This is a genomic window from Pandoraea sp. XY-2 (assembly GCF_004193915.1).
Lineage (GTDB): Bacteria > Pseudomonadota > Gammaproteobacteria > Burkholderiales > Burkholderiaceae > Pandoraea > Pandoraea cepalis.
This window is the reverse complement of sequence record NZ_CP030849.1, coordinates 440,031-467,025: the sequence shown is the minus strand read 5'-3', so window position 1 is coordinate 467,025 and position 26,995 is coordinate 440,031. Positions and strand designations below refer to the sequence as shown.

Sequence of the window (26,995 nt, the reverse complement as noted above, 5' to 3'; positions counted from 1 at the left end):
ACGGACGGCATACGTCACATGGCGAACGCCTTCCGTCGCGGCCAACCAAGGAGTCACCGATGGACGCCTCTTCGCGCCCCCCCGCCGGTCCCGGCGATCTCGCCGCGCGCAGTCTGCGACAGGTCTGGCACCCCTGCACGCAGATGAAGCAACAGGCAAAGCTGCCGCTCGTCGCGTTGTCCCACGGCGAAGGCCCCTGGCTCGTCGATACCGACGGCAAGCGCTACCTCGACGCCATCAGTTCGTGGTGGGTCAATCTGTTCGGCCATGCGAATCCGCGCATCAACGCGGCGCTCGTCGATCAGCTTGGCCGCCTCGAACATGCGATGCTCGCGGGCTTCACCCACGAACCGGTCGTCGCCTTGGCCGAACGTCTGTCGGCGTTGACCGGCGGCGTGCTCGGGCATGCGTTCTTCGCGTCCGATGGCGCGTCGGCTGTCGAGATCGCCCTGAAGATGAGCTTTCACGCGTGGCGCAATCAGGGCCACAGCGACAAGCGCGAATTCGTCTGCGTGCGTCACGGCTATCACGGGGAGACGCTCGGTGCGCTCGCCGTGACCGACGTCGCACTCTTTCGCGACGCCTACGACCCGCTGCTGCGCCACGCCCACGTGGTGGCCTCGCCCGATGCGCGCGACGCCCGCGACGGGGAGACGCCGGCCGACGTCGCGCGTCGCGCCGCGGCAGACCTCGAGACGTTGCTCACGCAGCGCGAGGGACGCATTGCCGCCGTCATCGTCGAACCGCTCGTGCAATGCGCGGCCGGGATGGCGATGCACGATCCCGAGTATCTGCGCCGCGTGCGCGCGCTGTGCGATCAGCACGGCGCGCATCTCATCGCCGACGAAATCGCCGTTGGGTGCGGACGCACGGGCACCTTCTTCGCGAGCGAGCAGGCCGGCATCTGGCCCGATCTGCTCACCCTGTCCAAGGGGATCAGCGGCGGCTATCTGCCCCTGTCGCTGGTGCTCTCGCGCGACGCGATCTACAACGCCTTCTACGACGACGACACCGCACGCGGCTTCCTGCACTCGCACTCGTACACCGGCAATCCGCTGGCGTGCCGCGCGGCACTCGCCACGCTCGACATCTTTGCCGACGACGACGTGCTCGCAAGCAACATGCTTCGCGCACAACGCCTCACACAGGCACTCGCGCCGTTGGCCGACGATCCGCGGGCCAGGCACGTGCGTCATCGCGGCATGATCTGGGCGTTCGATGCGGTGTTGCCGGACGCCCCCGGGGCCGCCAGCGCCTTCGCGAAGCGCTTTTACGCCGAAGCCCGGGCGCGCGGCGTGCTGCTGCGCCCCATCGGGGCCACGGTCTACCTGATGCCGCCGTACGTGCTCGACGACGACACCATCGACTGGCTCGCGGCGCAAACGCTTGCGGCCTTCGACGCCACGACGACGCACGGCACGGAGGTGCCCGCATGACCCCCCATCCCCTGTTCGCCCGGCTCGACGCCGGCCTGGCCGACATCGACCGCGCGCATCTGCGACGCCGCCGCCGCGTAGTGTCCACGCCGTGCCAGCCCCATGTGTGCGCCGACGGCCGCGACGTACTCGCATTCGCCAGCAACGACTATCTCGGTCTGGCCGCGCATCCGAAGATTGTCGAGGCGCTCATCGAGGGCGCGCAGCGCTACGGCGCAGGCAGCGGCGCATCGCACCTCATCAGCGGTCATTCGCAGGCCCACGCGGAACTCGAAGACGCGCTCGCCGACTTCATGTCGCCCCATCTCGTCGACGGTCGCGCGCTGTACTTCTGTACCGGTTACATGGCCAACCTGGCGACCCTCTCCGCGCTCGCCAACAAGGACGCCGAGATCTTCTCCGAAGCGCTCAATCACGCCTCGCTGATCGATGGCGCACGTCTGTCCCGCGCGCGCACGCACGTCTACCCGCATGGCGACGTCGACGCCCTGGCCGCGCTGCTCGACGCCAGCACCGCCGAGACGAAGCTGATCGTCACCGACGGCGTGTTCTCGATGGACGGCGATATCGCGCCGCTGCCGCAACTGCTCGCACTGGCCGAACGGCACAACGCGTGGCTGGTCGTGGACGATGCGCATGGCTTCGGCGTCGTCGGCGAGACTGGCCGGGGCGTGTTCGAGCATTTCGATCTGCGCTCGCCGAATCTTGTCATCATCGGCACGCTCGGCAAGGCTGCCGGTGTCGGCGGCGCATTCGTCGCCGCCAACGAGCGTGTCATCGAATGGCTCGTCAATCGTGCGCGGCCGTATATCTTCACCACGGCCGCCGCGCCGTCGCAGGCCCACGCACTGCTCACGAGCCTGGCGCTGATCGCCGGCGACGAGGGCCGCGAGCGCCGCGCCGCGCTGCAAGCGCGTATCGCCCAACTGCGCGACTCGCTCGCGCTCCGGCATTGGCGGCATATGGTCTCGCCCACCGGCGTGCAGCCGATCATCCTCGGCGAGAACGCCGCCGCGCTGCACGCGCAGGCGGGGCTGGCCGAGGCCGGACTGTGGGTGCCCGCCATCCGCCCGCCGACCGTGGCGCCCGGCACATCGCGACTGCGGTTGACGCTCTGTGCCACGCACACGGCGGACGACGTCGCCCGGCTCGCCACCGCCATCAATCAACTCGACCGAGACTGGACGGAGCACGCGCATGGATGACCCGCATCTCAGCGCCCCGCTCGATATGCCCGCCGAACGCGCCACGCCCGCGCGCCATGCGTTCTTCGTCACGGGCACCGACACCGAGATCGGCAAGACGCTCGTCTCGTCGGCATTGCTGCACGCGGCCGGTCGCCGCGGGCTGGTGTGTGCGGGGCTCAAGTCGGTCGCGGCAGGCGCCTCCGAGCACAACGGGCGCTTCGTGAACGACGACGTCGAGCAGTTGCATCAGGCAAGCAACCTGAAACTGCCCGACGACTGGTACTGCCCTTACGTACTGAAAGACGCCACGGCACCGCATATCGCCGCCGCCGCCGAGGGCATCGCGCTCGATTGCGGCGTGATCCGTGCGGGCTATGCGCGTGTCGCCGCACGAGCCGATCTGGTGATCGTCGAGGGCGTGGGCGGCTTTCGCGTGCCGCTCGGCGCCGATGCCAATGCACCGGATACGGCCGAGCTGGCGCGCCAGCTCGGCCTGCCGGTGATCCTGGTCGTCGGTTTGCGGCTCGGCTGCATCAACCACGCCCTGCTCACCGCCGAAGCCATCACGGCTCGTGGGCTGACGCTCGCGGGTTGGGTCGCCAATCACGTCGATCCGGAGATGCGTCACGTGGCGGCAAACATCGACACCCTTGCCGCGCGCTTGCCCGCGCCGCTGCTCGGGCGAGTGCCGCATCTGGCGCACCCAGACGCGGCGACCGCCTCCGGCTATCTCGACATCGGGCCGCTCGTCGACATGACGCGGCCTTGAGCGCGCCACTGCCCTATCGCGCGACATCAACGAACTCACCGAATTCAAGGAATCACATCATGCAAGTTCACGCCCACACTGCCGCTCACGGTCACGACGAAGCCCTGCGCCGTAACGACACGCCCTGGAGCGTCGCCGACATCGAGGCGCTCTTCGCGCTGCCGTTCAACGACCTGATCTTCCGCGCACAGCAAGTGCATCGGGAACACTTCGACGCCAATGCCGTGCAGCTCTCGACGCTGCTCTCGATCAAGACCGGCGGGTGCCCGGAGGACTGCGCCTATTGCCCGCAATCGGCGCGCTATGACACCGGCGTGGAAGCCGAGAAGCTCATGCCGGTGGAGGAAGTGGTCGCCGCCGCGCAGCGCGCCAAAGACGCCGGCGCCACCCGCTTCTGCATGGGCGCCGCATGGCGCAGCCCGAAGCCGCACCAGGTCGACGCGGTGGGCGAGATGGTGCGCAGCGTCAAGGCGCTGGGCCTGGAGACGTGCGTCACGCTCGGCATGCTGCGTGACGGGCAAGCGCAGCAATTGCGCGACGCCGGCCTCGACTACTACAACCACAACCTCGACACGTCGCCCGAGTTCTACGGGCAGATCATCACCACGCGCACCTATCAGGATCGCCTGGACACGCTGGCCCGCGTGCGCGACGCGGGACTGAAAGTGTGCTGCGGCGGCATCGTCGGCCTGGGCGAGACAAGCCGCGAGCGCGCCGGCCTGATCGCACAGCTCGCCAACCTGTCGCCGTATCCCGAATCGGTGCCCATCAACAACCTGATGAAGGTCGAAGGCACGCCGCTGGAGAACAACGACGCCGTCGATCCGTTCGACTTCGTGCGCATGATCGCCGTGGCGCGCATCACGATGCCGCGCGCAATGGTGCGGCTGTCGGCCGGGCGCGAGATGATGGACGACGCCCTGCAATCGTTGTGCTTTCTCGCCGGTGCGAATTCGATGTTCTACGGCGAGAAACTGCTCGTAACCCAAAACCCGCAAGCCGAACACGACCGCGCGTTGCTCGCGCGTCTCGGCATGCACACGTCGACCGAGCAACAGCTCGGCGCCGCCGAGCCCGCAGGCGAGTGCGATGGCCTGACGGCCTGCGCCACGCACTGAGCGTTTTCGGCACGGCGAAGGGCTGGCGTTGAAGGATGTGTTGACAGGTTAAGCCGCCACGACGGCGACGAGATCGCAAAAAGACGATCCGCCGACGCGGCGAAGTTGGATAGCAAAGAGAATGGCGCAAGTCAGTGGCCCTTCGTCACAAGCGAAGTGCGATATGCAGGCGCCGCCCCAATCGATCATTTTCCGGAGGCAGCATGTTCGACAAGATCCTCATCGCCAACCGCGGCGAAATCGCCTGCCGCGTGGCCGCCACGGCCGCACGGCTGGGCATTCGCACGGTGGCCGTCTATTCCGACGCCGACGCGCACGCCAAGCATGTCGCCGTGTGCGACGAAGCGGTGCACGTGGGTGGCGCCGCCGCGCGCGAGAGCTATCTGCGCATCGATGCCATCATCAACGCCGCCAAGGCCACCGGCGCCCAGGCCATCCACCCGGGCTACGGCTTCCTGTCCGAGAACGAAGCCTTTGCCGCCGCGTGTCACGAGGCCGGCATCGTCTTCATTGGCCCGCCGGTCGGCGCCATTCATGCGATGGGCAGCAAGAGCGCCGCGAAAACCCTGATGGAAGGCGCCGCAGTGCCGCTGGTGCCGGGCTACCACGGCGACAATCAAGACGCCGCGTTCCTGCACGAGCGCGCCGACGAGATCGGCTACCCCGTGCTGCTCAAGGCCAGCGCGGGCGGCGGCGGCAAGGGCATGCGCGTGGTTGAGCGCAGTTCGGCGTTTCGCGCCGCGCTCACGTCCTGCCAGCGCGAAGCCGCCAGCAGCTTCGGCGACGAGCGCGTGTTGGTCGAAAAGTACCTGACGCGTCCGCGCCATATCGAGATTCAGGTATTTGCCGACACGCACGGCAACTGCGTCTATCTGTTCGAGCGCGACTGCTCGGTGCAGCGCCGTCACCAGAAGGTCCTGGAAGAAGCCCCCGCCCCGGGCATGACCGACGAGCGTCGTCGCGCCATGGGCGAAGCCGCCTGTAATGCCGCGCGGGCCGTGGGCTACGTCGGCGCGGGCACGGTCGAGTTCATCGCCAATCAGGACGGCTCTTTCTACTTCATGGAGATGAACACGCGCCTGCAGGTCGAGCATCCGGTCACGGAAATGATCACCGGGCTCGATCTGGTCGAATGGCAATTGCGCGTGGCGGCGGGCGAAGTGTTGCCGCGCAAGCAGGACGCGTTGCGCATTCAGGGGCATGCGCTCGAAGCCCGTATCTACGCCGAGAATCCGGATAACAACTTCCTGCCGTCGACGGGCACGCTCTGCACGCTGCGTCCGCCCGCAGCGGTCCAGTTCGAGATCGGCAGCGCCGACGCACCGGCCGCCGTGCGCATCGACTCGGGCGTGCGCGAAGGCGACACCATCTCGCCCTTCTACGATCCGATGATCGCCAAGCTGATCGTGTGGGGTCGGGACCGCGACGAAGCACTCGCCCGCATGCGACGCGCGCTGGGCCAGTATCGCGTGGTGGGCGTGCAGACGAACATCGCGTTCCTCGGACGCCTGGTCGCCAGCGAGCCGTTCGCGGCGGCCGATCTCGACACCGGGCTGATCGAGCGTCATCGCGACACGCTGTTCCCGGCCGCCGCCCCGGTACCGGCGACCACGCTGGCACTGGCCGTCGCGGCGCAGCTGGCCCGCGAAACCGTGATCGGCCGCCGCAAATATCAGGACAGCATCGATCACCACTCGCCGTGGCAGCTCGCCACCGGGTGGCGCCTGAACGGCGACTACCAGCGCACCCTCGCCTTCGATCACGGCGAGACGCGGCTGTCGGTTCTCCTCACGAGCGGGCCGCAGGCGAGCACGCTCACCGTGGACGGGCAGACGTACCCGTATCGCTACGCCCACGACGCCGGGGTGTATCGCGTGACGCTCGGCGATCGCCGCGTTCAAGGGCATGTCGACTTCGAGCACGACGCCGCGCACGTCTTCGCCGACGGTCAGTCCTGGACGCTGCGCTGGCACGATCCGCTGACACAAGCGGGGGCGCAGGAAGGGGGCGAGGGGCGGCTGACGGCGCCGATGCCGGGCAAGGTCATCGCCGTGCTCGCGCCCGCCGGTACGAAGGTCGAGAAGGGCGCGCCGCTGCTCGTGATGGAAGCGATGAAGATGGAGCACACCATCAGCGCACCCGCGGACGGTGAAATCGAAGAGGTGCTGTTCGCCGTCGGCGACCAGGTGCCGGAAGGCGCCCAGTTGCTGGCGTTCAAGCGATAGCGATCGTCCTGGCGCGGTGCTCCGGCATCACGCCGCAGCACACGATGGCGCGGATCCACATTGACTCGCGCAGGACGGTGCTTTTCGCGCTACCGCTTACTGCGGTAGCGCGCGATGAAATTTGAGGACACTTCCTAGAAACTTCGGCATCACCCCCGACAGGGGGTCGCTGCCATGGGGATTTCAGCGCATTCGGAATTTTCATAAGGAATCCGAATGGCTGTTCGGAAATATTCTCGGTGTCGATTTCCACCATGCGCGGTTAAGCGCTCGACACCATGACTCAACGTCCTCACTCGTTCATCGGCCCGCGCGCCATTGCGCTCGCCGCCACACTCACCCTCCTGACTTTGTCTGCCGGCGCCAATGCGCAAAGCAACGTCACCCTCTACGGCACGATCGATTCCGGCTTCGTCCACGCCAATCACACGGCCAGCATCAACGGCCCGCAATCGCGATCGATGATCACGAGCAACATCATCTCCGGCAGCCGCTGGGGCCTGCGTGGCACCGAACCGCTGGGCCGCGGACTGTCCGCGATGTTCCAGATCGAAAGCGGCTTCAATGCGGTCAACGGCGAGATGGGTAACGGCGGCCGGGCGTTCGGACGCAAATCCATCGTCGGCCTGAAGAGCATCGAATGGGGCGAAGTGACGATCGGCCGTCAGTACGACCCGGTCGTCAATCTCGTGCAGGGCATGACCGCAGACGGCTACTTCGGTGGGTTCTTTGCCACGCCGGGCGACGTCGACAACTACGACAATGGCGCACGCATCAACAACTCGATCCGCTACGCCACACCGAACTTCGGCGGCTTGCAGTTCGAAGGCATGTACGCATCGGGCAACGTGGCCGGGGAAACCGGGGCCGGCCGGTCGTACGGCGTCGCCGGTGCCTACAACAACGGTCCGCTCGCGCTCGGCGCCGGTTTTTTCTTCGCGGACGGTGGCAACACGCGGGCGGCCTATGGCTATCGCGAGTGGACCAGCAGCGCGGGCTCGCTGTTCAACTCGCCGATCAACAGTGGCTTCCGTACGGCGAGTAAGGTACGCATCGCGCGCGTGGCCGGCAAGTATGCCGTTGGCCCGGCGATCCTTGGGCTGTCGTATTCGAATGCCCAGTACGCGAGCGATGGTCTGTCGGAATTCACCGGCACGGCGACATTCGACACCGTGAACGCCTTCGCCACGTATGCCCTGACGCCGGCGATCAACACGGGCATCGGCTATAGCTACACGCGAATGCGCGGTGCGCGCAACCTCGGCGCTCACTACAACCAGTTCAATGCCGGCGTCACCTATGCGCTGTCCAAGCGCACGTCGACCTACGTCATCGGTGGCTATCAACAGGCCATCGGCAAGACGCTGGATCGCGGTCAAACGGTGGAAGCCACCGCGTCGGTCGGTTCGTACGGCTTCAACGCCGGCGCACGAACGCAATTGCTGGTCGGCATGGGCCTGAAGCACAGCTTCTGACCCCCTTCGTCCTGATCGGCCCGAACACGTGGAAGCCCGCGGGTTCGGGCCGATTTCTTCAATGAATTTAAGCAGCTGAAATTCAAACGATCGTTTGGATCATTGCGATTCCTCTGTCTTAAAAAATACACAATTTGCGTTATTGGTATTTACCCTATTCGGGAATCTATTTAGAATTCGCTCCTGTTGAAGTTTGTTGCGGTAGCAACCGACTTGCGACGACTGGCCTCCCCGCTTTCTGAATTTCGCCTTGCGTTCGACGCGCGCCGATGTCTCTCGCGCCGATGTCTCTCGCGCTGCCGTCACTCGGGCCGGTCGTCACTGGGCACAGTCATCGCTTAGGTCTGTTGTTACGCCGCGCTGTCGTCGCTTAGGGAGAGGGTTTGTGATTTTCGTCATTTGGCTAGGGTCGCGACGCTCGCCGTCACGGCGACAGTGGCACGTGTCATGCAACTGCAACGCGCTGCCGCACGCACCGCGGCGGCGACCCACGTCTCACGAGTCTTGCGATATCGCCGTAGTCATCGCCGTACCCTTGCTCGCGCATTCGCTTGAAGGACGCCGCGTAATTTGACGTTGGCCAGCCACCGTTGGCGCAGACGCTGCCGGAACCGAAGTCGTCAGTGACCGTTCAACGAGTCGCACCGAGTTGTCGTCGTACTTGAAGTCACAGTCCGTAGTCCGCAGTCCGCAGTACTCATGCTGTATTCCGGCACAGATGTCCTAGCCGGATAGAGAGTCATCCCTCCCCGCCGTTACGAGCATCGCTCTCACGCGTTAGCGCCGTACTGCCGCCCACGGCTCGGGCGGCCGATTTCGCGCCCACAGCCTCGTATTGCCCACGCATTGCATTAGCCCCCCGACGCCCTCCATCGCGCGCCGTCGGATCACGCTCGCTCGCGTTATTGCGTGGGCGCTTCGGCATGCGCTTCACCGCGCGGCATGCCCAATGTTTTGAACCCGAGAAAATTGGCAGACATGAACACCGCCTCAGAGCGCATCACCCACCCTCGAGCTGCATCCGAACGATGTGAAACAGCTCGATATCGCCTGCGAGCGCGTCGGCATGAGTCGAGAAGATTTCTGCCGGCTGGCCACCCACCTGGAAGGCGCTCGCGTGCTCAATGGCGAGGGCCTCGCCACGCTGTCGCGCCCATTCGGTTTCGCGCCGCGCTGCCCGCCGTCCTGCGCGGAGCGCTAGCCCGCTTCTGCCTGCGCTGATCGACATCATTGCCCTACGACACGGCCAGCACCATCCGATGCACTCGCGCTGTTCCATGTCAGCGTGTCGTCCCATCGGCTGACAACGTCTCGTGTGATGGCGCGGCCCCACGAATTGGGAAGCGTCCGATAAGTTCTGCGCTATAGAGGTCGCCAACTCTGTATAGAGGCCCGCCTGTAACGCATGGGGAGGAGAGCGATATAACGTCGCAAGACGCGGGGGATTGATTACGCTGTGTGACTCGTCAACGGAGTTCCGCCATGCAAACGAATCCACTCGCGCTGTTCGGAGACCATCTGGCCTGGCCTGCCTGCGCAAGGCGCGCGGCTGGTCGCAGGAGAAACTGGCGCTCGAGAGCGGCCTGGCACGCTCGTACGTCAGCGGCATCGAGCGCGGTCGACGCAACGTCGCCCTCGTCAATATCTGCGTACTGGCCGATACGCTCGGCGTGCCAACGTCAGAAATGCTGCGCTTTGCGCAGGCGGCCGGAGCCGCCGACACCGCAGCGCCGCCCGATCGCACGCCACTGCCGCAGATCAGCCGTTCGTGTGCCGCCTCGAGAACCGCGATCAGGTCTGGCTCGCCGAAATCATTCGAAGCCTCAGCTCCCGCCTGAGTCAGGCGGCGCCGCCGTTGGCGACCGACGCTTACGCAGACCGATGCGGCCCCTTGTCTGTCGCACACGGCAGTGCCTGCTGCGATGCGCGAGATATGCGCAATCGACACGAAGCGCGCGACGACATCGAAGATGCCGAGGATTTCGACGACCTCGATGACGCCGCCCCCCCCGGGCTTCCCAACGCCGCTAGACAGACGCCCATCGCCCCAGCGTTCTCCGCAGGCTTTCCTGCCCATCTTCAACTCGCCGCGCCTAGGGAAGCTGACTACCGCGTTGCCGACGGCACCGGCACCGGCACCGACGCCGCCCATCCCGTCGCGCGCATCTGTGACCCCGGGCGCACCCCATCCGAACGCCACGACGCATCCGTCACGTCGTCCAATACCGCCAGATCCGACGCCATCGCACGCGAAGACTCGCGGCATTTCCCCACCGGCGATGACGAGTGAGCGAAAGCGAGGCAATTGATTCTTAGGACATTGCGCAAAGTCCCCCAGCATCGCGGGGACGTTGCGCAAGCGTTCGTCTTGTAAGCGTGACCTGGCCTTCCGTGAAAACGCTCGCCGCGGCGAGCGTCTTACATCCCGCAATGGACGTATCACCGCGCCGTGCCTATCTCACGCGCGCCAAGCCTATCAAGCATGACAGCCGGCCGATGACTGCCGACCATTCGCGCCGCTCGACACAACGTCCGGTTCGCCCCGTCAACATCGAGTGACATCCCAAGGCGAAAACTTTCAGAATCGCGTGATGGCTTGGGCCGCCATGTCCGGTGTCACACTGCGCGGCTCCGGTTCACGGGAGTGCGACAAAGCGTATCGAAACGCCAGCAGAGCGGTAACGCAAACTGGCGCCACCACTACCGTCTGAAAGCACGCACTCTTTGTGCCTTCTCCGAAAGTCCGCAAAAAATCCGCGTTGCGGACTCGGTAGTTCGTGCCTCGCAAACGGGGGATACCCGAGGCACCGTCCCCAATGCCGGCTTTTTGTTTCAATCTTCTTGTCCCTAACAAGGAAAACATTCTTATGGACACCAATTTATTCAGATTCGGCCGACACCTGGCCGGTTTGCGCAAGAAGTACAACTGGGCGCAAGACAAGCTTGCCCTGGAAAGCGGTCTGGCGCGCTCATACCTGAGCGGTGTCGAGCGAGGCAAGCGCAATATCTCGCTGCGCAACATCTGCATTCTCGCCGACACGTTGGGACTGCCGCCGCATGAGTTGCTGGCGTTCGATTCGTCGAACGGCATGGTGGCTGACTCGGGGTGGCGGTGCCCTGCGATCCGTATCCCTCGCTCAACCGGGCCATGCAGAAACTGTCGGACCGCGATCAGGCGTGGATGCCGATCTGGTCCGCACGCTGAGCTTGCGTCTGGGCCACGGCGTGTTGCGCGACGAAATGAGAGCGGGACGATTGATCGCGGGACGCGACGGCCGCGCGGCGCGCGCGTGCCCGGCGCCGGGCAACGCCGGCCCCGCGCGCCGGCGTCGCTACTCGGGTTCAGTCGTTCCCGAGGAAGGCGTCCACCGGCGCGGTGAAACGCAATCGGATTGGCCAGATTCATGCCGTGCGATGCGTCCTGGATCACCATGCGACCGGGCTTCCGGCATGGCGCAACGCGAGCGCATTCAGCACGTCGGGATAGGGGCGGGACTTTGCGCGCCGCCCATCAAAAGCACCGGCGCATGCAACGCGCCAAGGGCGTCGATCGGCAACGGCGTACGCGGTTCGGCCACCTGACCGATCAGGGTGTGCGCGTTGTCGCGCACCATCTGCTTGAACCACGGCACCATGCGCCGCCACGTATCCGGGCCGCTCACGGTGTCGATAAAGATCGCCAGTCCGCCGTCGATATCGCCGGACTCGATGGCGGCAAGCGCCTGTTCGCGGAACCTGCCCCGCTCGCGGTCGAGTGGTGTCTGCGCCGGGCCGCCGCTGATTCCACGCCCGGTCCGCCAGTATCAGCGAGCGTACGGTGTCGGGCGCGAGCAGCGCCGTGCGCAACGCGACATAGCCGCCGCGCGAATGGCCGAGCATATGGACCGGCCGACGCCAACGCGTGACGAACGCGGCCAGGTCCTCGGCGTGCTGCTCCCCCGAGAACGTGCCGTCGTGGCCGCTCCAGGCTTCGGCCAGTAGTGACGCAGACTCACTGAGATCACCCGCCGCCGCTGCCCCAACGGCGCCATGTTCGGCTTGAAGTAACGGCAATCGCAAAGCGAACCGTGAACCAGCAAGAGCGGCGCGCCACTGCGTCGGCGGGGGCAGGGGTCTCGACGTACGCCATCGGATAACCGTTGACGTTGATCGTTTGCGGTACAGGAACCGGCATGGGAGACACATCAGGTAAGGCGGGCCGCCAGTATAACGAGCTTGCCGCCCGCTTGCCGCCGTGCGCCATCGGCCTGCCATGCCGCCTGGAAGAGCGGGGACAACGCGCTAGTGTATGCTTGCGACTCCTTCATTCCTGCGGTTTCCCGGCATGGCACTCAAAGCCACCATATACAAGGCCGAGGTGCAGATCACCAACCTCGACCGCCACTACTACGCCGCCCATAGCCTGACGCTCGCCGGCATCCGTCGGAAACCGACGAACGCATGATGGTGCGCCTGCTGGCCTTCATGCTGTATGCCGATGAACGGCTCACGTTCGGCAAGGGCCTCTCCAACGCCGACGAGCCCGACCTGTGGGAACACGACTTCGGGGCGACATCGTCCGTTGGATCGACGTCGGCAGCCCGACGCACGGCGCCTTGTCAAAGCCGCGGGCCGTGCGACGCATGTCGACGTCGTGGCGTACGCGGCAAACCCGCCGCCGTCTGGTGGCAGGCGACCGAGTCGCAGATCACCCGCTTGTCGAACCTCACGGTGCGCATGCTCGATGAGACATCCGCCGAGGCGCTCACGGCACTCGCCGCGCGCACGATGCGCCTCCAGTGCACGATTCAGGACGGTGAAGTCTGGATCGCCGACGACAGCCACAATTTCGCCGTCAACCTCGTGACGTTGCGCGCGGCCGCCAACGACTGACCGGCTTCGGGCATTCCCCGACGGCGGCGCGGCGCGCTGTGCCGCTGCGCCGCGTCACAACGTCACCGCCCTCGCCCTCCTCGCCCTCCTCGCCCTCCTCGCCCTCCTCGCCCTCCTCGCCGTTCTCGCCGTCCACGCGGCTCGTCGCCCTCCGCGCCTCCGGCCTCGCCGCAGTACGCGCGACACCACAAGCTGCGTTACACTTGACGTTAACGTCAATCGAGTGAACACGGCCGCGTCCCCAACGCCCCCCAGAAAGACCGGCACCGGTCGTCACCTCGCTGGCCTATCGCCATGGCTCATTCCTATACGCGTCTGCCCCGCAACTCATGGACATCCTGATCTTTTCTCCGGACGGCAAGACCGCCGCCTACGAAGCCGGCCTCGCCGAGCATTTGCCGCAGGCCGGCATTCGCGGCTGGCAGCCCGGCGACACGGCACCGGCCGACTACCTGGTGCTCTGGAAGCCGAATGCCGAAGTGTTGCAACCGCGCGAGCGCCTGAAAGCGATTTTCAACCTGGGCGCCGGGTGGACGGCGTGCTCGGCGCGCACGGCGAAGGCGCACATCGCCTGCCGGCGGGCGTGCCGCTGGTCCGTCTCGAAGACGCCGGCATGGCCGACCAGATGGCGCAGTACGTGAGCGCCGCCGCATTACGCTACTTCCGCCGTCTCGACGAATTCGACGCGCAGCAAACCCGAGGCCAGTGGAAGTTCCAGAAGCCGAACCGTCTCGCGGACTTCCCCGTCGCGGTGCTCGGATACGGCACGCTCGGCGCGCACGTCGCCAAGGCACTCAAGGCGTTCGGCTTTCCGGTACGTGCATGGACCCGCAGCCAGCGCTGCGACGATAGCGGCATCGAATTGCACCACGGCGACGCCGGCTTCGATGCCTGCGTGTCCGCGCCCGCATACTCGTCAACCTGCTGCCGCTCACGCCGCAAACGGTCGATGTGCTCAACGCCAGGCTGTTTGCGAAGTTGGCGCACGGGCGTTCCTGATCAACGTCGCGCGCGGCGCGCACTTGGTGGAAGACGACCTCCTTGCCGCGCTGGACAGCGGCCAGATCGCCGCGGCCACGCTCGACGTGTTTCGCACGGAGCCGTTGCCGGCCGACCATCCGTTCTGGCACGCACCTCGCCTGACGCTCACACCGCACATTTCCGCCCTGACGTTGCGCGACGAAACGGTCGCGCAGATCGCCGGAAGATCGCCGCGCTCGAACGCGGCGAAACCATCACCGGCATCGTCGACCCGACGCGCGGCTACTGAGCCGTCGCCTACGCGCGCCATTGCCCGAACCCCTCCAAGGAGACACCGCATGTCCTTGTCCACGTCTAATCTGCCGAAGCACGTGAAAGTGGTCGAAGTCGGCCGCGCGACGGTCTGCAAAACGAAAAACAGCCGGTACCGACCGACATCAAGATTGCGCTGATCGACCGACTGTCGGCCGCCGGCTTCGCCAATATCGAATCGACGTCGTTCGTCTCACCCAAATGGGTGCCACAGATGGCCGACGGCGCCGAGGTGATGGCGGGCATTACGCGTCGTCCCGGCACGATCTACTCGGTGCTCACGCCGAACCTGCGCGGCTTCGAGGGGGCGGTGGCGGCCAAGGCCGACGAAGTGGTGATCTTCGGCGCCGCGAGCGAAGCGTTCTCGCAGCGCAATATCAACTGCTCCATCGTGGAGAGCATCGAGCGCTTCGAACCCGTCGCGCGCGCGGCGAAGGACGCCGGTCTGCGCTTGCGCGGCAGCATCTCGTGCGCGCTCGGCTGCCCGTACCAAGGGGAAGTGTCCGTCGCGAGCGTGGTCGACGTCGTGCAACGACTCGCGGCGCTCGGCTGCGACGAAATCGACATTGCCGACACCATCGGTGTGGGCACGCCCTCGCGCACCCGCGAAGTCATGGAAGCCTGCGCGAAGGTGTTCCCGATCGAGCGTCTGTCCGGCCACTTCCACGACACCTACGGCCAGGCGACCGCCAATGTCTACGCGGCGCTGCTTTCGGGCATCTCGATTTTCCACTCGTCCGTCGCCGGTCTCGGCGGCTGCCCGTACGCCAAGGGCGCGACGGGCAACGTGGCGACGGAAGACGTGGTGTATCTGCTGCAGGGTCTCGGCATCGAGACCGGCATCGACCTGGACGCCGTCGTACGCACGGGCGACTTCATTTCGCGCGCCATCGACCGGCCGAACGCGTCACGCGTCGGCCGCGCCATGCTCGCGAAACTGCAGGACGGCGCGCCCACCTGTGTGTGATACCGCGCGGGCCAATGTGCCCGCGTCGACCCTGTGATTCGAAGACACTGACACGACCATGAGCGAGACACCCCGGACTCCCGAACCCGCCCAACAGGACGCTCTTCCCGAAGGCGCACGTCACGTTGCACGGCTGCTCGCCGGCCTGGGCCACGACCAGCCGATCGTGCTTCTGCCGAGCACCGGCAAGACCTCGGCCGAGGCCGCTGCCGGCCTCGGTTGCGACGTGGCCCAGATCGCCAAGTCGATCCTCTTTCGCCGCGCCGCCGACGACACCCCCGTGCTGGTCATCGCGAGCGGCATCAATCGCGTCGACGAGAAGAAGGTGGCGGCACAGGTCGGCGACCTTGCCCGCGCCGATGCGCGTTTCGTCAAGGAGAAGACGGGCTATTCAATTGGTGGCGTCAGCCCGATCGGGCACGTCGTGTCGCCGCTCACGCTGATCGACGAAGACCTGCTCAAGCTCACCAGCCTGTGGGCCGCCGCCGGGCACCCGCATGCCGTGTTCAACCTCACGCCAACGCAGCTCGTGGCGATGACGGCGCGCCCGTCGTCGACGTGGCGCTGCGCGACTAAGCCCCCCCAAGGCCATCATGACCCTGCCCGAGTCCCCCGTGCCGTCGCCCTGCACCAACATCTGCCGCATGAATCCAGCGACGGGGTGGTGCTCGGTTGCTGGCGCACGCTCGACGAAATTGCCGCGTGGTCGACGATGGCCGAGGGCGACAAGCGCCACATTTGGTCGCTGTTGCCCGCACGACGTGTTGAACACGAGCCGCCGCCGGTGCAGTATCGCCGCGTGATCGCCAACGACCCCGGCTCGGGCAACGCATGACGCGCCCCGACGCATAACGCTTTCTATATCGCATATGGGAAAAATCGTTGCCATTGGCGAGACCTTCGCCGCCACCACCATTTTTCGCCTGACTCGATCCGCGAATTTTCCGCGCTTGCGCACGACTTCAATCCACTGCACCACGACGCGGACTATGCGGCCGCCGACCTGCGTTTCGGCGGACTGATCTCGTCGGGCACGCAGCAGATGTCCTATCTGGCCGCCCTGCTCGCCACGCACTATTCGAAGACGGCCCAACCGCTCGGGCTCGAATTCGACATGAAGTTGCGCCGCGCCGTGCACGCGGGCGACGACATCACCGTGCGCTGGACCGTGACCGACAGCCTGTGGAAAGACAAACTCGCGGGCGACATCGTGTCGCTCGACGGCGAGGCCGTCAATCAACGCGGCGAGACGGTGATCGCCGCCACCGCCAAGATCCTCGTAAGCGCCAAGCCGGCGTGACACGCCGCCCGCGCCCTGTGTTCCTCCTCATGCCCCTACGTCCATGACCTCGCATGCCCTGCCCGCCGGGCTTCGCGTGTTCGAGCGCGGCTGGCTCTCCTCGAACAATGTCCTGTTCCTCGGCGACGCGCCAACACTCGTCGACAGCGGCTACGTCACGCATGCGGAGCAGACGCTCGCGCTCGTCGCGCACGCGCTGCCGCAGGGTCAGCCGCTCGCACGGCTCGTCAACACGCATCTGCACTCCGATCACTGCGGCGGCAACGCGGCACTTCAAGCTCGCTACGGTTGCCGCACATGGGTCCCCGCCGCCGACGCCGATCCCGTGCGCCATTGGGATGCGCGGCGTCTGTCGTTCGAGGCGACCGGCCAGCAGTGCGCGCGCTTCACCTTCGACGACACCCTCTCGCCCGGCGACGCGATGACGCTCGGCGAGCGCGAATGGCTCGTTCTCGGCGCCCCGGGCCACGATCCGCACGCGCTGATGCTCTACAACGCCACCGACGGCATCCTGATTTCCGGCGATGCGCTGTGGGAGCGCGGCTTCGGCGTGATCTTTCCGGAGCTCGACGGCGAGTCCGGATTCGCCGAACAGGCGGCCGTGCTCGACCTCATCGAGCAACTCGATGTGGCGCAGGTGATTCCAGGACACGGCAAACCGTTCGGCGATATCGACGGCGCACTCGCCACCGCGCGCGCGCGCCTTGACTATTTGCAAAGCGATCCGGCACGCAATGCGCGCAACGCGCTCAAGGTGCTGATCGTCTTCCGTCTCATGGCCGAGAGTGAGATGACGGGCACAGCGCTCAAGGCCACACTCGACACCGCGCGGGCATGGCGCAGCGCCGCCGCGATGCTTGCGCCGCCGTCGGCCTGGCCCGATCTGCTCGACCGCCTCGTGGCGGAACTCGCCAAGGCAGGCGCAGTGCGCTACGAGTGTGAGACGGATACGTTGTACGCCGTCTAGGCGCACCGGGCTTTCGAGATCTTTGAAAAAAACAACGCCGCTTGCCAGTCACGGCAAGCGGCGTTTGAGGACGTGACGTGCCGGACGAACGCTGCGGTCGCTAACGCGGCGCCCGTCCTGTGGCGTCTTGATGCTGACGCCGCTTGGCACGCGCTTTCATCCTAGTCGCGACGCCCCCGTCCCCAAGGGGACTTTCCCTGATACGCGCGCGAATTCCCTCGACGGAACCGAAGCTTTCTTCGAGTGCCCGCTCGACGGTCGACGAACGAATCCCCCTATAATCGAACGATCGTTCGCGAAATTAACCTGCTGCGAATTGGGCGTCGACGCAATGATGTCGCTCGCCGAATGTCCTGCTCGAGGAGACTTCATGGCCCTTCCCAAGATTCTGCAAAACCTGGCGTTGCCTGTCGTGGCGTCGCCGATGTTCATCGTGAGCTACCCGGAACTGGTGCTCGCACAGTGCAAGGCCGGGATCGTCGGCTCGTTCCCTGCGCTGAACGCGCGTGAGCCGCAAATTCTCGAAGACTGGCTCTCGCGCATTACCGAAGAACTCGCCGCGTATCAGGCGGCGAATCCGGACGCCATCGTGGGTCCGCTCGCCGTCAATCAGATCGTGCACCAGTCGAACCAGCGGCTTGAACACGACGTGCGGGTGTGCGTGGAGCATCGCGTGCCGATCTTCATCACCAGCTTGCGCGCGCCGCCCAAGGAGGTGCTCGACGCGGTGCACAGCTATGGCGGCATCGTGCTGCACGACGTGATCAATCTGCGTCATGCGAACAAGGCGCTCGAAGCCGGTGTGGATGGGCTGATCCTCGTCGCCGCCGGGGCCGGCGGCCACGCGGGCATGCTCTCGCCGTTCGCGCTGGTGGGCGAGGTCCGCAAGATCTTCGACGGACCCATCGTGCTCTCCGGCGCGATTGCCAACGGCGGATCGATTCTCGCCGCCCAGGCCATGGGCGCCGATCTCGCGTATATCGGCACGCGGTTTATCGCCTCTTCCGAAGCCAACGCCAGCGACACTTACAAACAGGCGATCGTCGAGGCCAGCGCCAACGACATCATCTATACGAACCTGTTCACTGGCGTGTCGGGCAACTACATCCGCCAGAGCATTCTGAATGCGGGCCTCGACCCCGATGACCTGCCTACGGCCGACAAGAGCGCCATGAATTTCTCCAAGGCGAAGGCGTGGAAGGACATCTGGGGCGCGGGTCAGGGAGTGGGATTGATGGATGACGTGCGCCCCGCAGCCGAGATCATTGCGCGCCTGAAGCAGGAATACGACGACACGCGCAAACGACTGGCCGGCTGACAACGCACGCGCGCGCCGGACGAATCGACGTTTCGGCGCGGCGTTTCACCGCGACTCGACGGCCGCCTCTCTCCCCGCCGCCCACTTCGCCCCCTCACCACCGCTCCCGCCTCGCCATTCGCCGCGGCCTCGTCGCGCCCGTCGCCGGACACAACGCCCCGTCGCGCCGGTGGCCGGTCGCGTCATGACGTCACGTCAGCACCTCGCGGCAATGCGCCGGAATCGACAGTGCGCTCGGCCGAAGCGCAAACACGCCCCTTCACGCGATGGCAGTCTTCGCCCATGGCCGTCGATTCGGTTTCATGTCGGCGCCGGCACGCACCTTCACCCCATCGTCAGGAGGCACTTTCATGCGGTTTTCGTCGCATTGTCGCGCAATCCACTCGCCCCCTCTCTACCATGCCCGCGACGCCACGCCCGCTCGTGGGACGCCGGCGCCCACTTCACCAGACTTCCCGCACGCGTTCCACGGCACACGCAATTCCCGCAGGCGCTGTCATGGCGAGGTAGACATGCGCCATCGCGTCAGCCCCCCAAGGCCTCGCCCGCCAGTCCCTGGCCGGCGGCCTTCGCCGTGATGCTGGTCGCCAATCTCATGGCCCCCACGGTACGCGCCACACCGATGCTCCCCCGCCTCCTCGACAGCCGTGTGCAGGAAGACAGTCCACTCGCCAACGCCACGGCGCTGCCCTTAGACGGACTACCAGACGTCCCAAGCGACGTCGAAATACACCCGCTCCCCCTCTCGCTGATCAAGACCCACTACACCTTCCAGGAATTTCTCAGGGCCGTGGCCACCGCCAGCGCACCGTTTCGGCATCTTGGAAGATCCATCGGCGAGGCCTACAGCGCGGTGAGCGGCAACCCCGTGGATCGACCGACGCTCGACGCGGTGCAACGCCTCGGCGGTGTGGTGGACGTCGCCACCGGGCTAATCCCGGAAGTCCAAATGGCGCGAGTGCCCGGACATTTCGCCGATCTGGCCGCCGACCTACTCGACGGTAGACCGCCGTCGTCGGCCAAGCTCACCGACTTTCTGCAATATGGCGACCCGCGCACGATCGGCAGAGACATGCCGATTCAGGACGCGTCCGCGCCGGCACAACCGGTGCTATTCAGGCGTGGGCCGGTGCATGCGCCGGTGTCAGCGCATGGCGTCGAGGCCGACGCGCCGGTGGTACGCGACGTTGACGTTGACGGCGACGGACTCGAACCGCCGCGCGACGCGACGCCTGAGCACGGCGCGGAGATCGTCGACGCGCAGGCCGCCGACGTCGAAGGTCTCGGTGTCGGGCACGGATTGCGCATCGAAGGCGAGCGCGAACACCTTAAGGGATACGAACAATCGTTGCCGCCCGAGAGCATTCCGGAAGGGTCACGGCGCCAACTGATGACGATCAACGGCCGCCACTATCTTCGCGGGGAATCCGGCTATTACCAAGTGACGCCCGGACAGCGCGCGGGCGAATGGTTGATCAACGCGCCGCGCGGCGCGCGCGCGCAAGTGCCGGTGACCTACGACGCGCCGTCCGGCGAATGGCATGCAGACGCCCCGTTGCGCCTGTGCGGCGGCGGATGCGGTCCGAGTCGCTCGTCCACCCCCGACAGCGTTGCCATGAGCAAGAACGACGTCGCCGACGCCATCCGCCACCTCGCCGATCATGACGTGCGGCGCGCGATACTGCAGGCGTACAGCGATCTTGGAGCGCTGCACCTGATGCGAACGAACCGTGAGGACCTGCGGGCATTGCGCGACAACTCGATCATTGAGCACCGCCGTGTCCTGGCCCCCCAACTGATGCGCATCGACCCGCATTCCACCTTGTTCGAGCAACAGCGCGAGGCCGCCCTGATCACGGCGATGCACTACGACAATTACCCGGAATACAACATCTTCGAACTCAGCGCCGAAGCCTTCTGCCAGGAAAATGCGGAGATTCTCTTTCACTACCTTCTGATCCGCGGGGTTCCCAGCCACCATATCCGCATGATCACCTTGCAGCCGCAAGGCCGCCCGCCGCATGTCATGGTGCTTTACACCGAATCGGATCAATTCATCGATCTGCTCGATCTGTCCACGCCGCAACCGCCGGTGAAAGGGCATGTCGACGGCATCAACGGCAATCGTTTCACGGCCGCGGTGTTCCTGACGCGCGACACCACCGTGCTGCTCGACCCCTGGAGCCGAATCAAGGCATCGTCGTTCCGGCACGCGAACGATGTCGAGGCGTTGATGGGCATGTTGGACGTCTCGCTCGCGGATGCCGGCCACCGCACCGGCAACCCCTACACGGTGTCGCTGACCCGGCCCTACCCCACACCGCGCGAGCGCGCTGCGGCAGCCACGGGCGGCGGCGCCGACACGAGAAGTCCGGTCGGTTCGGCAGGCGCCTTGCCAAGGTCCGGCTCGGCGCTCCGGAACCCGCCGATTCAACTCGCGGGTGGCGAACACGGTACGCCGGTCTGATCCCGGCGCGTGTCACGCGTTAGCACGCGCCGACGATTCCGATTCGCGCATTGCGCCTTCCCGCCCTCGCGGCCTCGGACAATTGATCTCCCTTTCCTTTGGAGGCATTCATGCCATTCGCTTCGCACCGCCGCGACATGCGAGTCGCGCCTTGTTACGGGCTACCGAATGTCCCTCGCGTCACTCACATGCCTCACGTACCGCGACGGCACGAAAGCACGCCAAGCGGCGCGACGGGCTTGTGCCGTGCCTTCCGCGGTGCGCGCCCGACACGCTCCGAGTCCGGTTCGTCGACCCGCGTACCGCGTGAGCGGTCTGCCACCCAACACACGCCCGGCGATCACGTCTGGCCCGCCGCGCTGGCCCTCCTGCTTGTCGCCAATCTCGCCGCACCGGCCCTCGCGCGCGTGCCCGCATCCTCGCATCACACGCGCGAGGGCGAGGGCGCGGGCACCCCGCGCGTCGGATCAATCAATGCCAACGCGGTGCCGCCGTCGGGCGCCCTGGCCGCGTCCGCGCACGCGGAGGTGATTCGCCGCCCCGTGAAGCACTCGACAACGATCAAGACGGACTATACGTTTCGCGACGTCCTGAAAGCCGTCTCCACCGCGCGCGCCCCTTTCCACTACCTGTTGGCGTCGGTGGGCGACGCCTACGAAGTCCTCAGCGGCCGGACGATGGATCCAGACGTACACCGCCGCGTTGAGCACGGCGCCGATGTCCTGGATCTCGCGACCTCCGTGCTGCCCGGCGTGCGGCTGTTGCGACTCCCCGGCGATCTGGCGGACTTGGTCGACGATGAACTCGGGCACAAACCTCCCGATCCCGGCAAGCTCGCCGGCCTGCTGCAATATGCCGACCCGCGCGTGATGGGATCGGCGCCGCGAACACTCGCGCGAGCGACCGCGCGGGGCGAAATCGCGGGCACTCGCACTGCCGCCGCAGCACACCCCGCCCGGCCCGCCCAGCACCCTGCGGCGGGCGTGGCACGCGAACCGGCACCGGCGAACCGGCACCGCATCGTCGACGAACATACCCATCTGCGCGGCTATGCGCAACCGCTGCCGGCCGCTCGGCGCCCCGGCGGCGAATCGCCGGATCTCGTCCTCGTGAACGGCCATCACTACCTGAAAGGGAACGCAGGCTATTACCGGGCACATCGCGGCGTGAGCGCCGACCATTGGCTGATAGATGCCCCGCCGGGCAGCGAGCGACGGGCGCAAGTGCCGGTGACGTACGACCCAAGCACCGGCACATGGCACGCTCACGCGCCGCTGCGCCTGTGCGGCGGTGGATGTGGGGCGAGTCGCCCCGCCGATGCGCCGGACAGCATCGCCAACAGCGTTGAAGACATCGCGCATGCAATAGGCCATGTTCGCGACGAAGGGGCGAAAAAGGCGATTCAAGCGGCGTTCTCAGAATTGAGCGCCTTACGCTTGCGAAGAACGAATCGCCCCGATCTGCAACCCGGTCGCGACAACTCGATCATCCATCACCGAATCGCTTTGCGCGGCGCCATGAGAAAACGGATCGATCCGAACGCGCCGCTGATCAAGCAGCAACGCATCGCGTCCACGATCACGGCGACGCATTACGGATGGCGCGAGGCAAGTGAAGCGTTTTGCCAGGAGAACGCCGAGATCCTGTTTCATCGCCTGCTCGAGAACGGTATTTCGCGAGATCGGATTCGCATGATCACCCTCAAGCCGCACAACAAGCCGTCGCATGTCGCGGTGCTGTACACGGAATCCGACAGCTTCATCGAGTTGCTGGACCGCTCGACACCGCAGCCACCGTCGGCCCTTCACGGCGACGGCATCAGTCACGAGTTGTTCCAGGAAGCCGCCTACTTGACGCGCGATTCAACGGTGCTGCTGGACCCGTGGAGCACTACGAAAGCCATCTCGTTTGCGCGCGCGACCAGCCGGCGCACGACCGGCCGCATGATCCACCGGGCACTCGCCGATATTGGACACGTTCCCGGACATCCCTATGTCGTTTCCGTGACGCGCCCGCTCGGCATGCATCGCGCGACCCCGAGCGGGCGGAGCGCCGAGGCGAATCCGCATCGTCGGAAGGATGCCCCGCCCTCGCCACACGCCCTCGCGTGACGGTGGGGTTCGCCCTCACAGCCCGCTTTGTCGCGCGCTGCGCGTTATGGCGGTCGGTGTGCCTCACCGACCGCCCCTTTGGAGGACTTCATGCCATTTGCTTCACACCACCGCCTCCCCCGTGTTTCCCCGTGCTACGGACTCCCGCATGCGCCCCAACATCGCGCGAACGGGTCGGGGCCCGCCGCGGGCTTGTCCCATGCGTTTCGCGGCGCGCGCCTCGGGCGACCCGGGACCGGGCTACACGTCCCAGCACTTCGTGAGCGCGTGGGCACCGGCCGGCCGACACACAACGCGGCATGGCCTGCCGCCCTCGCGATCATGCTGGTCGCCAATCTCGTGCCCCCTGCATCCGGCGCCGTGCCAAAACGCGACCTTGCCCCCGACCGCTCCGCCGAAGTCAGTGCCAACATCGACACGGCGATCGATGCCGAAGCGCTTGCGTTGGCCAACACAACCACAAGAACCGAGTTCGACGACGTGGACATACGGCCGGTGGATCACCCGTTGATCAAGTCGGATTACACCTTTCACGACTTCCTGAAAGCGGTGGCCGCAGCTCGCGCGCCGTTCCGCTACCTTGGCGAATCGGTGGGCGACGCCTATGAGATCCTCAGCGGCGAGGAGGTCGATCCGCAGGTTCGGCAACGCGTTCGTCAAGGCGGCGAAGCGCTGGACCTCGCGACAGACCTGCTGCCCGTCGTGCCCCTGTTGCGGCTGCCTGGCGATCTGGCCGACATCGCCTGCGACGAACTCGAAGGCAAAAGCCTCGATCCGGAAAAGATCGCCGGATTTCTCCAATATGCCGATCCGCGCCTCATGGGGTCGGCACCGCCGCTTCGCGGCGATTCGTCCGCGCCAGTGCCCGCGCCGTCGGCGCCTCGGCCGATCATCAAATCCGTCCAGACGCGCCATGCAAATGCGATACCTGCCGAAGCGATGGCCGACGGCGGTGCGGCCAACGCCATCCAACCCGGCTGGCTAGGCGATGCGCATGACGAAGGCGAAGGCATCGACGCCGCCGAGGCTGGAGACGCCGCGCGCTTTGCCGCCGCGCCACTGGCTGACGCGGCGAACGCTCCCGCCCTCGCGAGTCAGCCTGAAATCGTCGACGAAGACGAATATCTGCAAGGCTACGAACAACGTCTACCGGCCGATCATCTCCCCGACGGGGAACCGGCGCGCGTCGTTTTGGTGAAGGGTCAGCACTACCTGAGGGGCGAAGCCGGTTACTACCAGGCACGACGCGGCCTCAGTGACGATCACTGGCTGATCGACGCCCCTCAGGGCGCCGAAAGGCGTGCACAAGTGCCGGTGACTGTCGACGCGAGCACGGGGCAATGGCACGCCCACGCCCCCTGCGACTGTGCGGTGGCGGATGCGGTTCGAGCCACCACGAATATCCGCCCGACAGCATCGCCACCAGTTTCGAAGACATTTCGCATGCCATTCGCCACGTCCCTGACGAAACTTCACAAGAGGCCATTCAACTCGCGTTTGCCGAACTCAGTGAACTGCATCTGCTTCGAACGAATCGCGCAGATCTCAAGCCGATTCGCGACAACTCGATCGTCGGCCATCGTATGGCCCTTCGCGGCTCCATGAGCAAGGAGATCGATCCGACCTTGCCGTTGCCCAAACAGCAACGCCTCGCGGCCGAGATCACGTCGATGTATTACGAGTTGAACGCCTCGGCCGAAGCCTTTTGCCAGGAGAATGCCGAGATTCTCTTCCACCGCCTGCTAGAGAACGGCGTCTCTAAGGATGAAATCCGCATGATCACGTTCAAGCCACAGAATCGTCCGCCGCATGTCATGGTGATTTATACGGAATCCGAACATTTTATTCAGCTATTGGATCGCTCGACGCCAAATCCGCCACATCCGCAGTATCGCGACGGCATCAGTCGGGAATTCTTCCGGGAAGCTGCCTACCTGACGCGCCATTCGACATTGCTGCTCGATCCGTGGAGCACGACGAAAGCCATCTCGTTCTCGGGCGCGACCTCGCGATATGAAGCAGGCCGCATTATCAACCGGGCACTCCTGGATATCGGGCATCTGCCGGGCACGCCCTACACCGTATCCCTTACCCGCCCGCTCGGATTCCTCCGGCCTAGCCCGAAGGGTTCGGCCGGACGTTTAAGTTTGGGGAGTTCAGAGAGTTCAGGGAGTTCGCCCGGACTATCCGCGTCCATCAGCGCGCGCCAGGACACGAGTCGAGTGTCGTCGGAGACGGTGTTGTCGCACGGCACCGGCCCCGCGCCGTCAGAGTGAGACGCGGGTCGCGCATCGATTGCAGGGCATCATGCGCACTCAGGTCCGGCCCCGGCGCGGCGCACGCGCCGGGGCTTCCGCCCGTTCAGCCGGCGCGCATCAATACGTGTAAACGCCGCGCCCGGTCTTGCGTCCGAGATACCCGGCGGCGACCATTTCCTTGAGCAACGGGCACGGACGGTACTTCGAGTCCGCAAATGATTCGTAATAGACGTTCATCACGGACAGGCAAACATCGAGACCGATCATGTCGGCGAGCGCCAACGGTCCGATCGGATGATTGCAGCCGAGCTTCATGCCTTCGTCGATCTCTTCGGGCGACGCCAGATGCTCGGCCAGCACGAAGAAGGCCTCATTGATCATCGGCACCAGGATCCGGTTGACGACGAAGCCCGGCGCGTTCTTCACCGTGATCGGCGACTTGCCGAGTCGGCGCGCGAGGGCATCGACACGCGCATGCGTCTCGTCACTCGTCTGCAAGCCGCGAATGATCTCCACGAGCGCCATCAGCGGCACCGGGTTGAAGAAGTGCATGCCGATGAATTGCGTCGGCTTGGCGACCACGGCGGCAAGCTGAGTGATCGAGATCGACGACGTGTTGGACGCGAGAATCGCACTGTCCTTCGTCGCGCCCTCGAGCTGTTTGAGGATCTTGACCTTCAGATCGAAGTTCTCCGTGGCCGCCTCGATCACGATGTCGGCGTCGGCCAGCGAGGCGTAGTCGGTTGAGGTTGTGATGCGCGCCAGTGCGGCTTGCTTGTCGGCGGCCGTGAGCTTGTCTTTTTTGATCAGGCGATCGAGGCTGCCGGCAATCGTCGCCACGCCTTTCTGTACGGCGGCATCGCTGATATCGACCATCGTCACCGGCAGCCCGGCCACCGCACAGGCCTGTGCAATGCCGTTGCCCATGGTGCCTGCGCCAATGATGCCTACGTGTTGAATCGTCATGTCGTCTCTACTCCGTTTGTGCTCGGGGATGGCGGGAATACCGTCTTGCGCGGTGCACAAATCATAGCGCGGACCCGTGGATTCGGTGACACATGAAACCGCTCTGCGAAACGATGCTGACTCGGGCGTGTGATCTGCCGGGCGTGTGATCTGCCGAGCGTGTCGGTGTCGGTGTCGGTGTCGGTGTCCGCAAACAATGACATCGCGATCGACATAACGAACCAAGGGGGCAGACGCGCCCAATCGGCGTCTGCCCCCCTTCGATA

Annotated in this window: 18 protein-coding genes and 6 pseudogenes; 22 read left to right on the top strand and 2 right to left on the bottom strand. The window is 65.7% G+C overall.

Annotated features, from left to right (window positions below; translation table 11 throughout):
- Nucleotides 1–59 precede the first annotated feature (59 nt).
- From bioA to DRB87_RS02020, 10 genes and pseudogenes are all read left to right on the top strand, one after another.
- Nucleotides 60–1,436 (top strand): adenosylmethionine--8-amino-7-oxononanoate transaminase, encoded by a 1,377-nt coding sequence (bioA, locus tag DRB87_RS02060; RefSeq protein ID WP_130024680.1) that lies wholly within the window; start codon nt 60–62, stop codon nt 1,434–1,436.
- Nucleotides 1,433–2,641 carry an 8-amino-7-oxononanoate synthase gene (bioF, locus tag DRB87_RS02055; RefSeq protein WP_130024679.1) on the top strand — a complete coding sequence of 403 codons (1,209 nt, stop codon included), beginning with the start codon at nt 1,433–1,435 and terminating at the stop codon, nt 2,639–2,641. Before bioA ends, bioF begins: the two co-directional genes overlap by 4 nt.
- Complete coding sequence (gene bioD / locus DRB87_RS02050) at nt 2,634–3,392, top strand: dethiobiotin synthase (protein WP_240756146.1); 759 nt, start codon at nt 2,634–2,636, stop codon at nt 3,390–3,392. Before bioF ends, bioD begins: the two co-directional genes overlap by 8 nt.
- 125 nt (nt 3,393–3,517) lie before the next feature.
- Nucleotides 3,518–4,510 (top strand): annotated as a pseudogene (bioB, locus tag DRB87_RS02045) (biotin synthase BioB); the annotation flags it as partial.
- Nucleotides 4,511–4,713: 203 nt separating this feature from the next.
- Nucleotides 4,714–6,735: an acetyl/propionyl/methylcrotonyl-CoA carboxylase subunit alpha gene (locus tag DRB87_RS02040; protein ID WP_130024677.1), complete on the top strand. Its 2,022-nt coding sequence runs from the start codon at nt 4,714–4,716 to the stop codon at nt 6,733–6,735.
- Nucleotides 6,736–7,013: 278 nt separating this feature from the next.
- Nucleotides 7,014–8,210, top strand: coding sequence for a porin (locus DRB87_RS02035; protein WP_130024676.1), 1,197 nt, complete (start codon nt 7,014–7,016; stop codon nt 8,208–8,210).
- Nucleotides 8,211–9,240: 1,030 nt separating this feature from the next.
- Nucleotides 9,241–9,411 carry a hypothetical protein gene (locus DRB87_RS22935; RefSeq protein ID WP_165385223.1) on the top strand — a complete coding sequence of 57 codons (171 nt, stop codon included), beginning with the start codon at nt 9,241–9,243 and terminating at the stop codon, nt 9,409–9,411.
- Between the two features lie 244 nt (nt 9,412–9,655).
- Nucleotides 9,656–10,048, top strand: coding sequence for a helix-turn-helix domain-containing protein (locus tag DRB87_RS02030; protein ID WP_240756145.1), 393 nt, complete (start codon nt 9,656–9,658; stop codon nt 10,046–10,048).
- A gap of 95 nt (nt 10,049–10,143) precedes the next feature.
- Nucleotides 10,144–10,500, top strand: a complete 357-nt coding sequence (locus tag DRB87_RS02025) for a hypothetical protein (protein ID WP_130024675.1) — start codon at nt 10,144–10,146, stop codon at nt 10,498–10,500.
- Between the two features lie 526 nt (nt 10,501–11,026).
- A complete protein-coding gene (locus tag DRB87_RS02020) occupies nt 11,027–11,590 on the top strand; it encodes a helix-turn-helix domain-containing protein (RefSeq protein WP_370363363.1) in 564 nt (187 codons plus the stop codon).
- A 90-nt stretch (nt 11,591–11,680) separates the two neighbouring features.
- Here the strand turns inward: DRB87_RS02020 and DRB87_RS23200 are convergent, their stop codons facing one another.
- A complete protein-coding gene (locus tag DRB87_RS23200; protein ID WP_206100060.1) occupies nt 11,681–11,872 on the bottom strand; it encodes a hypothetical protein in 192 nt (63 codons plus the stop codon).
- Between the two features lie 626 nt (nt 11,873–12,498).
- Between DRB87_RS23200 and DRB87_RS02010 the strand changes: the two are divergent.
- The 12 genes and pseudogenes from DRB87_RS02010 (at nt 12,499) to DRB87_RS01950 (ending at nt 25,781) form a co-directional block, all read left to right on the top strand.
- Nucleotides 12,499–13,082: pseudogene (locus DRB87_RS02010) on the top strand (YaeQ family protein).
- A gap of 329 nt (nt 13,083–13,411) precedes the next feature.
- Nucleotides 13,412–14,352: pseudogene (locus tag DRB87_RS02000) on the top strand (2-hydroxyacid dehydrogenase).
- Between the two features lie 49 nt (nt 14,353–14,401).
- Nucleotides 14,402–15,342: pseudogene (locus DRB87_RS01995) on the top strand (hydroxymethylglutaryl-CoA lyase).
- Between the two features lie 58 nt (nt 15,343–15,400).
- Nucleotides 15,401–15,918, top strand: a pseudogene (locus tag DRB87_RS01990) (YbaK/EbsC family protein).
- Nucleotides 15,919–16,003: 85 nt separating this feature from the next.
- Nucleotides 16,004–16,177: a DUF1289 domain-containing protein gene (locus tag DRB87_RS01985; protein WP_240756144.1), complete on the top strand. Its 174-nt coding sequence runs from the start codon at nt 16,004–16,006 to the stop codon at nt 16,175–16,177.
- A 34-nt stretch (nt 16,178–16,211) separates the two neighbouring features.
- Nucleotides 16,212–16,642, top strand: a pseudogene (locus DRB87_RS01980) (MaoC family dehydratase).
- A gap of 43 nt (nt 16,643–16,685) precedes the next feature.
- Nucleotides 16,686–17,609 carry an MBL fold metallo-hydrolase gene (locus DRB87_RS01975; protein ID WP_130024674.1) on the top strand — a complete coding sequence of 308 codons (924 nt, stop codon included), beginning with the start codon at nt 16,686–16,688 and terminating at the stop codon, nt 17,607–17,609.
- 370 nt (nt 17,610–17,979) lie between these two features.
- Complete coding sequence (locus DRB87_RS01970) at nt 17,980–18,927, top strand: nitronate monooxygenase family protein (protein WP_130024673.1); 948 nt, start codon at nt 17,980–17,982, stop codon at nt 18,925–18,927.
- A gap of 622 nt (nt 18,928–19,549) precedes the next feature.
- Complete coding sequence (locus tag DRB87_RS01965) at nt 19,550–21,394, top strand: hypothetical protein (RefSeq protein ID WP_130024672.1); 1,845 nt, start codon at nt 19,550–19,552, stop codon at nt 21,392–21,394.
- Nucleotides 21,395–21,582: 188 nt separating this feature from the next.
- The gene (locus DRB87_RS01960; protein ID WP_130024671.1) at nt 21,583–23,505 is read left to right on the top strand and encodes a hypothetical protein; all 1,923 of its coding nucleotides are present in this window, start codon (nt 21,583–21,585) and stop codon (nt 23,503–23,505) included.
- Nucleotides 23,506–23,826: 321 nt separating this feature from the next.
- A complete protein-coding gene (locus tag DRB87_RS01955) occupies nt 23,827–25,110 on the top strand; it encodes a hypothetical protein (protein ID WP_130024670.1) in 1,284 nt (427 codons plus the stop codon).
- Entirely contained in the window at nt 25,107–25,781 is a 675-nt protein-coding gene (locus DRB87_RS01950) for a hypothetical protein (RefSeq protein WP_130024669.1), read from the top strand. Before DRB87_RS01955 ends, DRB87_RS01950 begins: the two co-directional genes overlap by 4 nt.
- 99 nt (nt 25,782–25,880) lie before the next feature.
- Here the strand turns inward: DRB87_RS01950 and DRB87_RS01945 are convergent, their stop codons facing one another.
- Nucleotides 25,881–26,729 carry a 3-hydroxybutyryl-CoA dehydrogenase gene (locus DRB87_RS01945; protein ID WP_130024668.1) on the bottom strand — a complete coding sequence of 283 codons (849 nt, stop codon included), beginning with the start codon at nt 26,727–26,729 and terminating at the stop codon, nt 25,881–25,883.
- Nucleotides 26,730–26,995 lie beyond the last annotated feature (266 nt).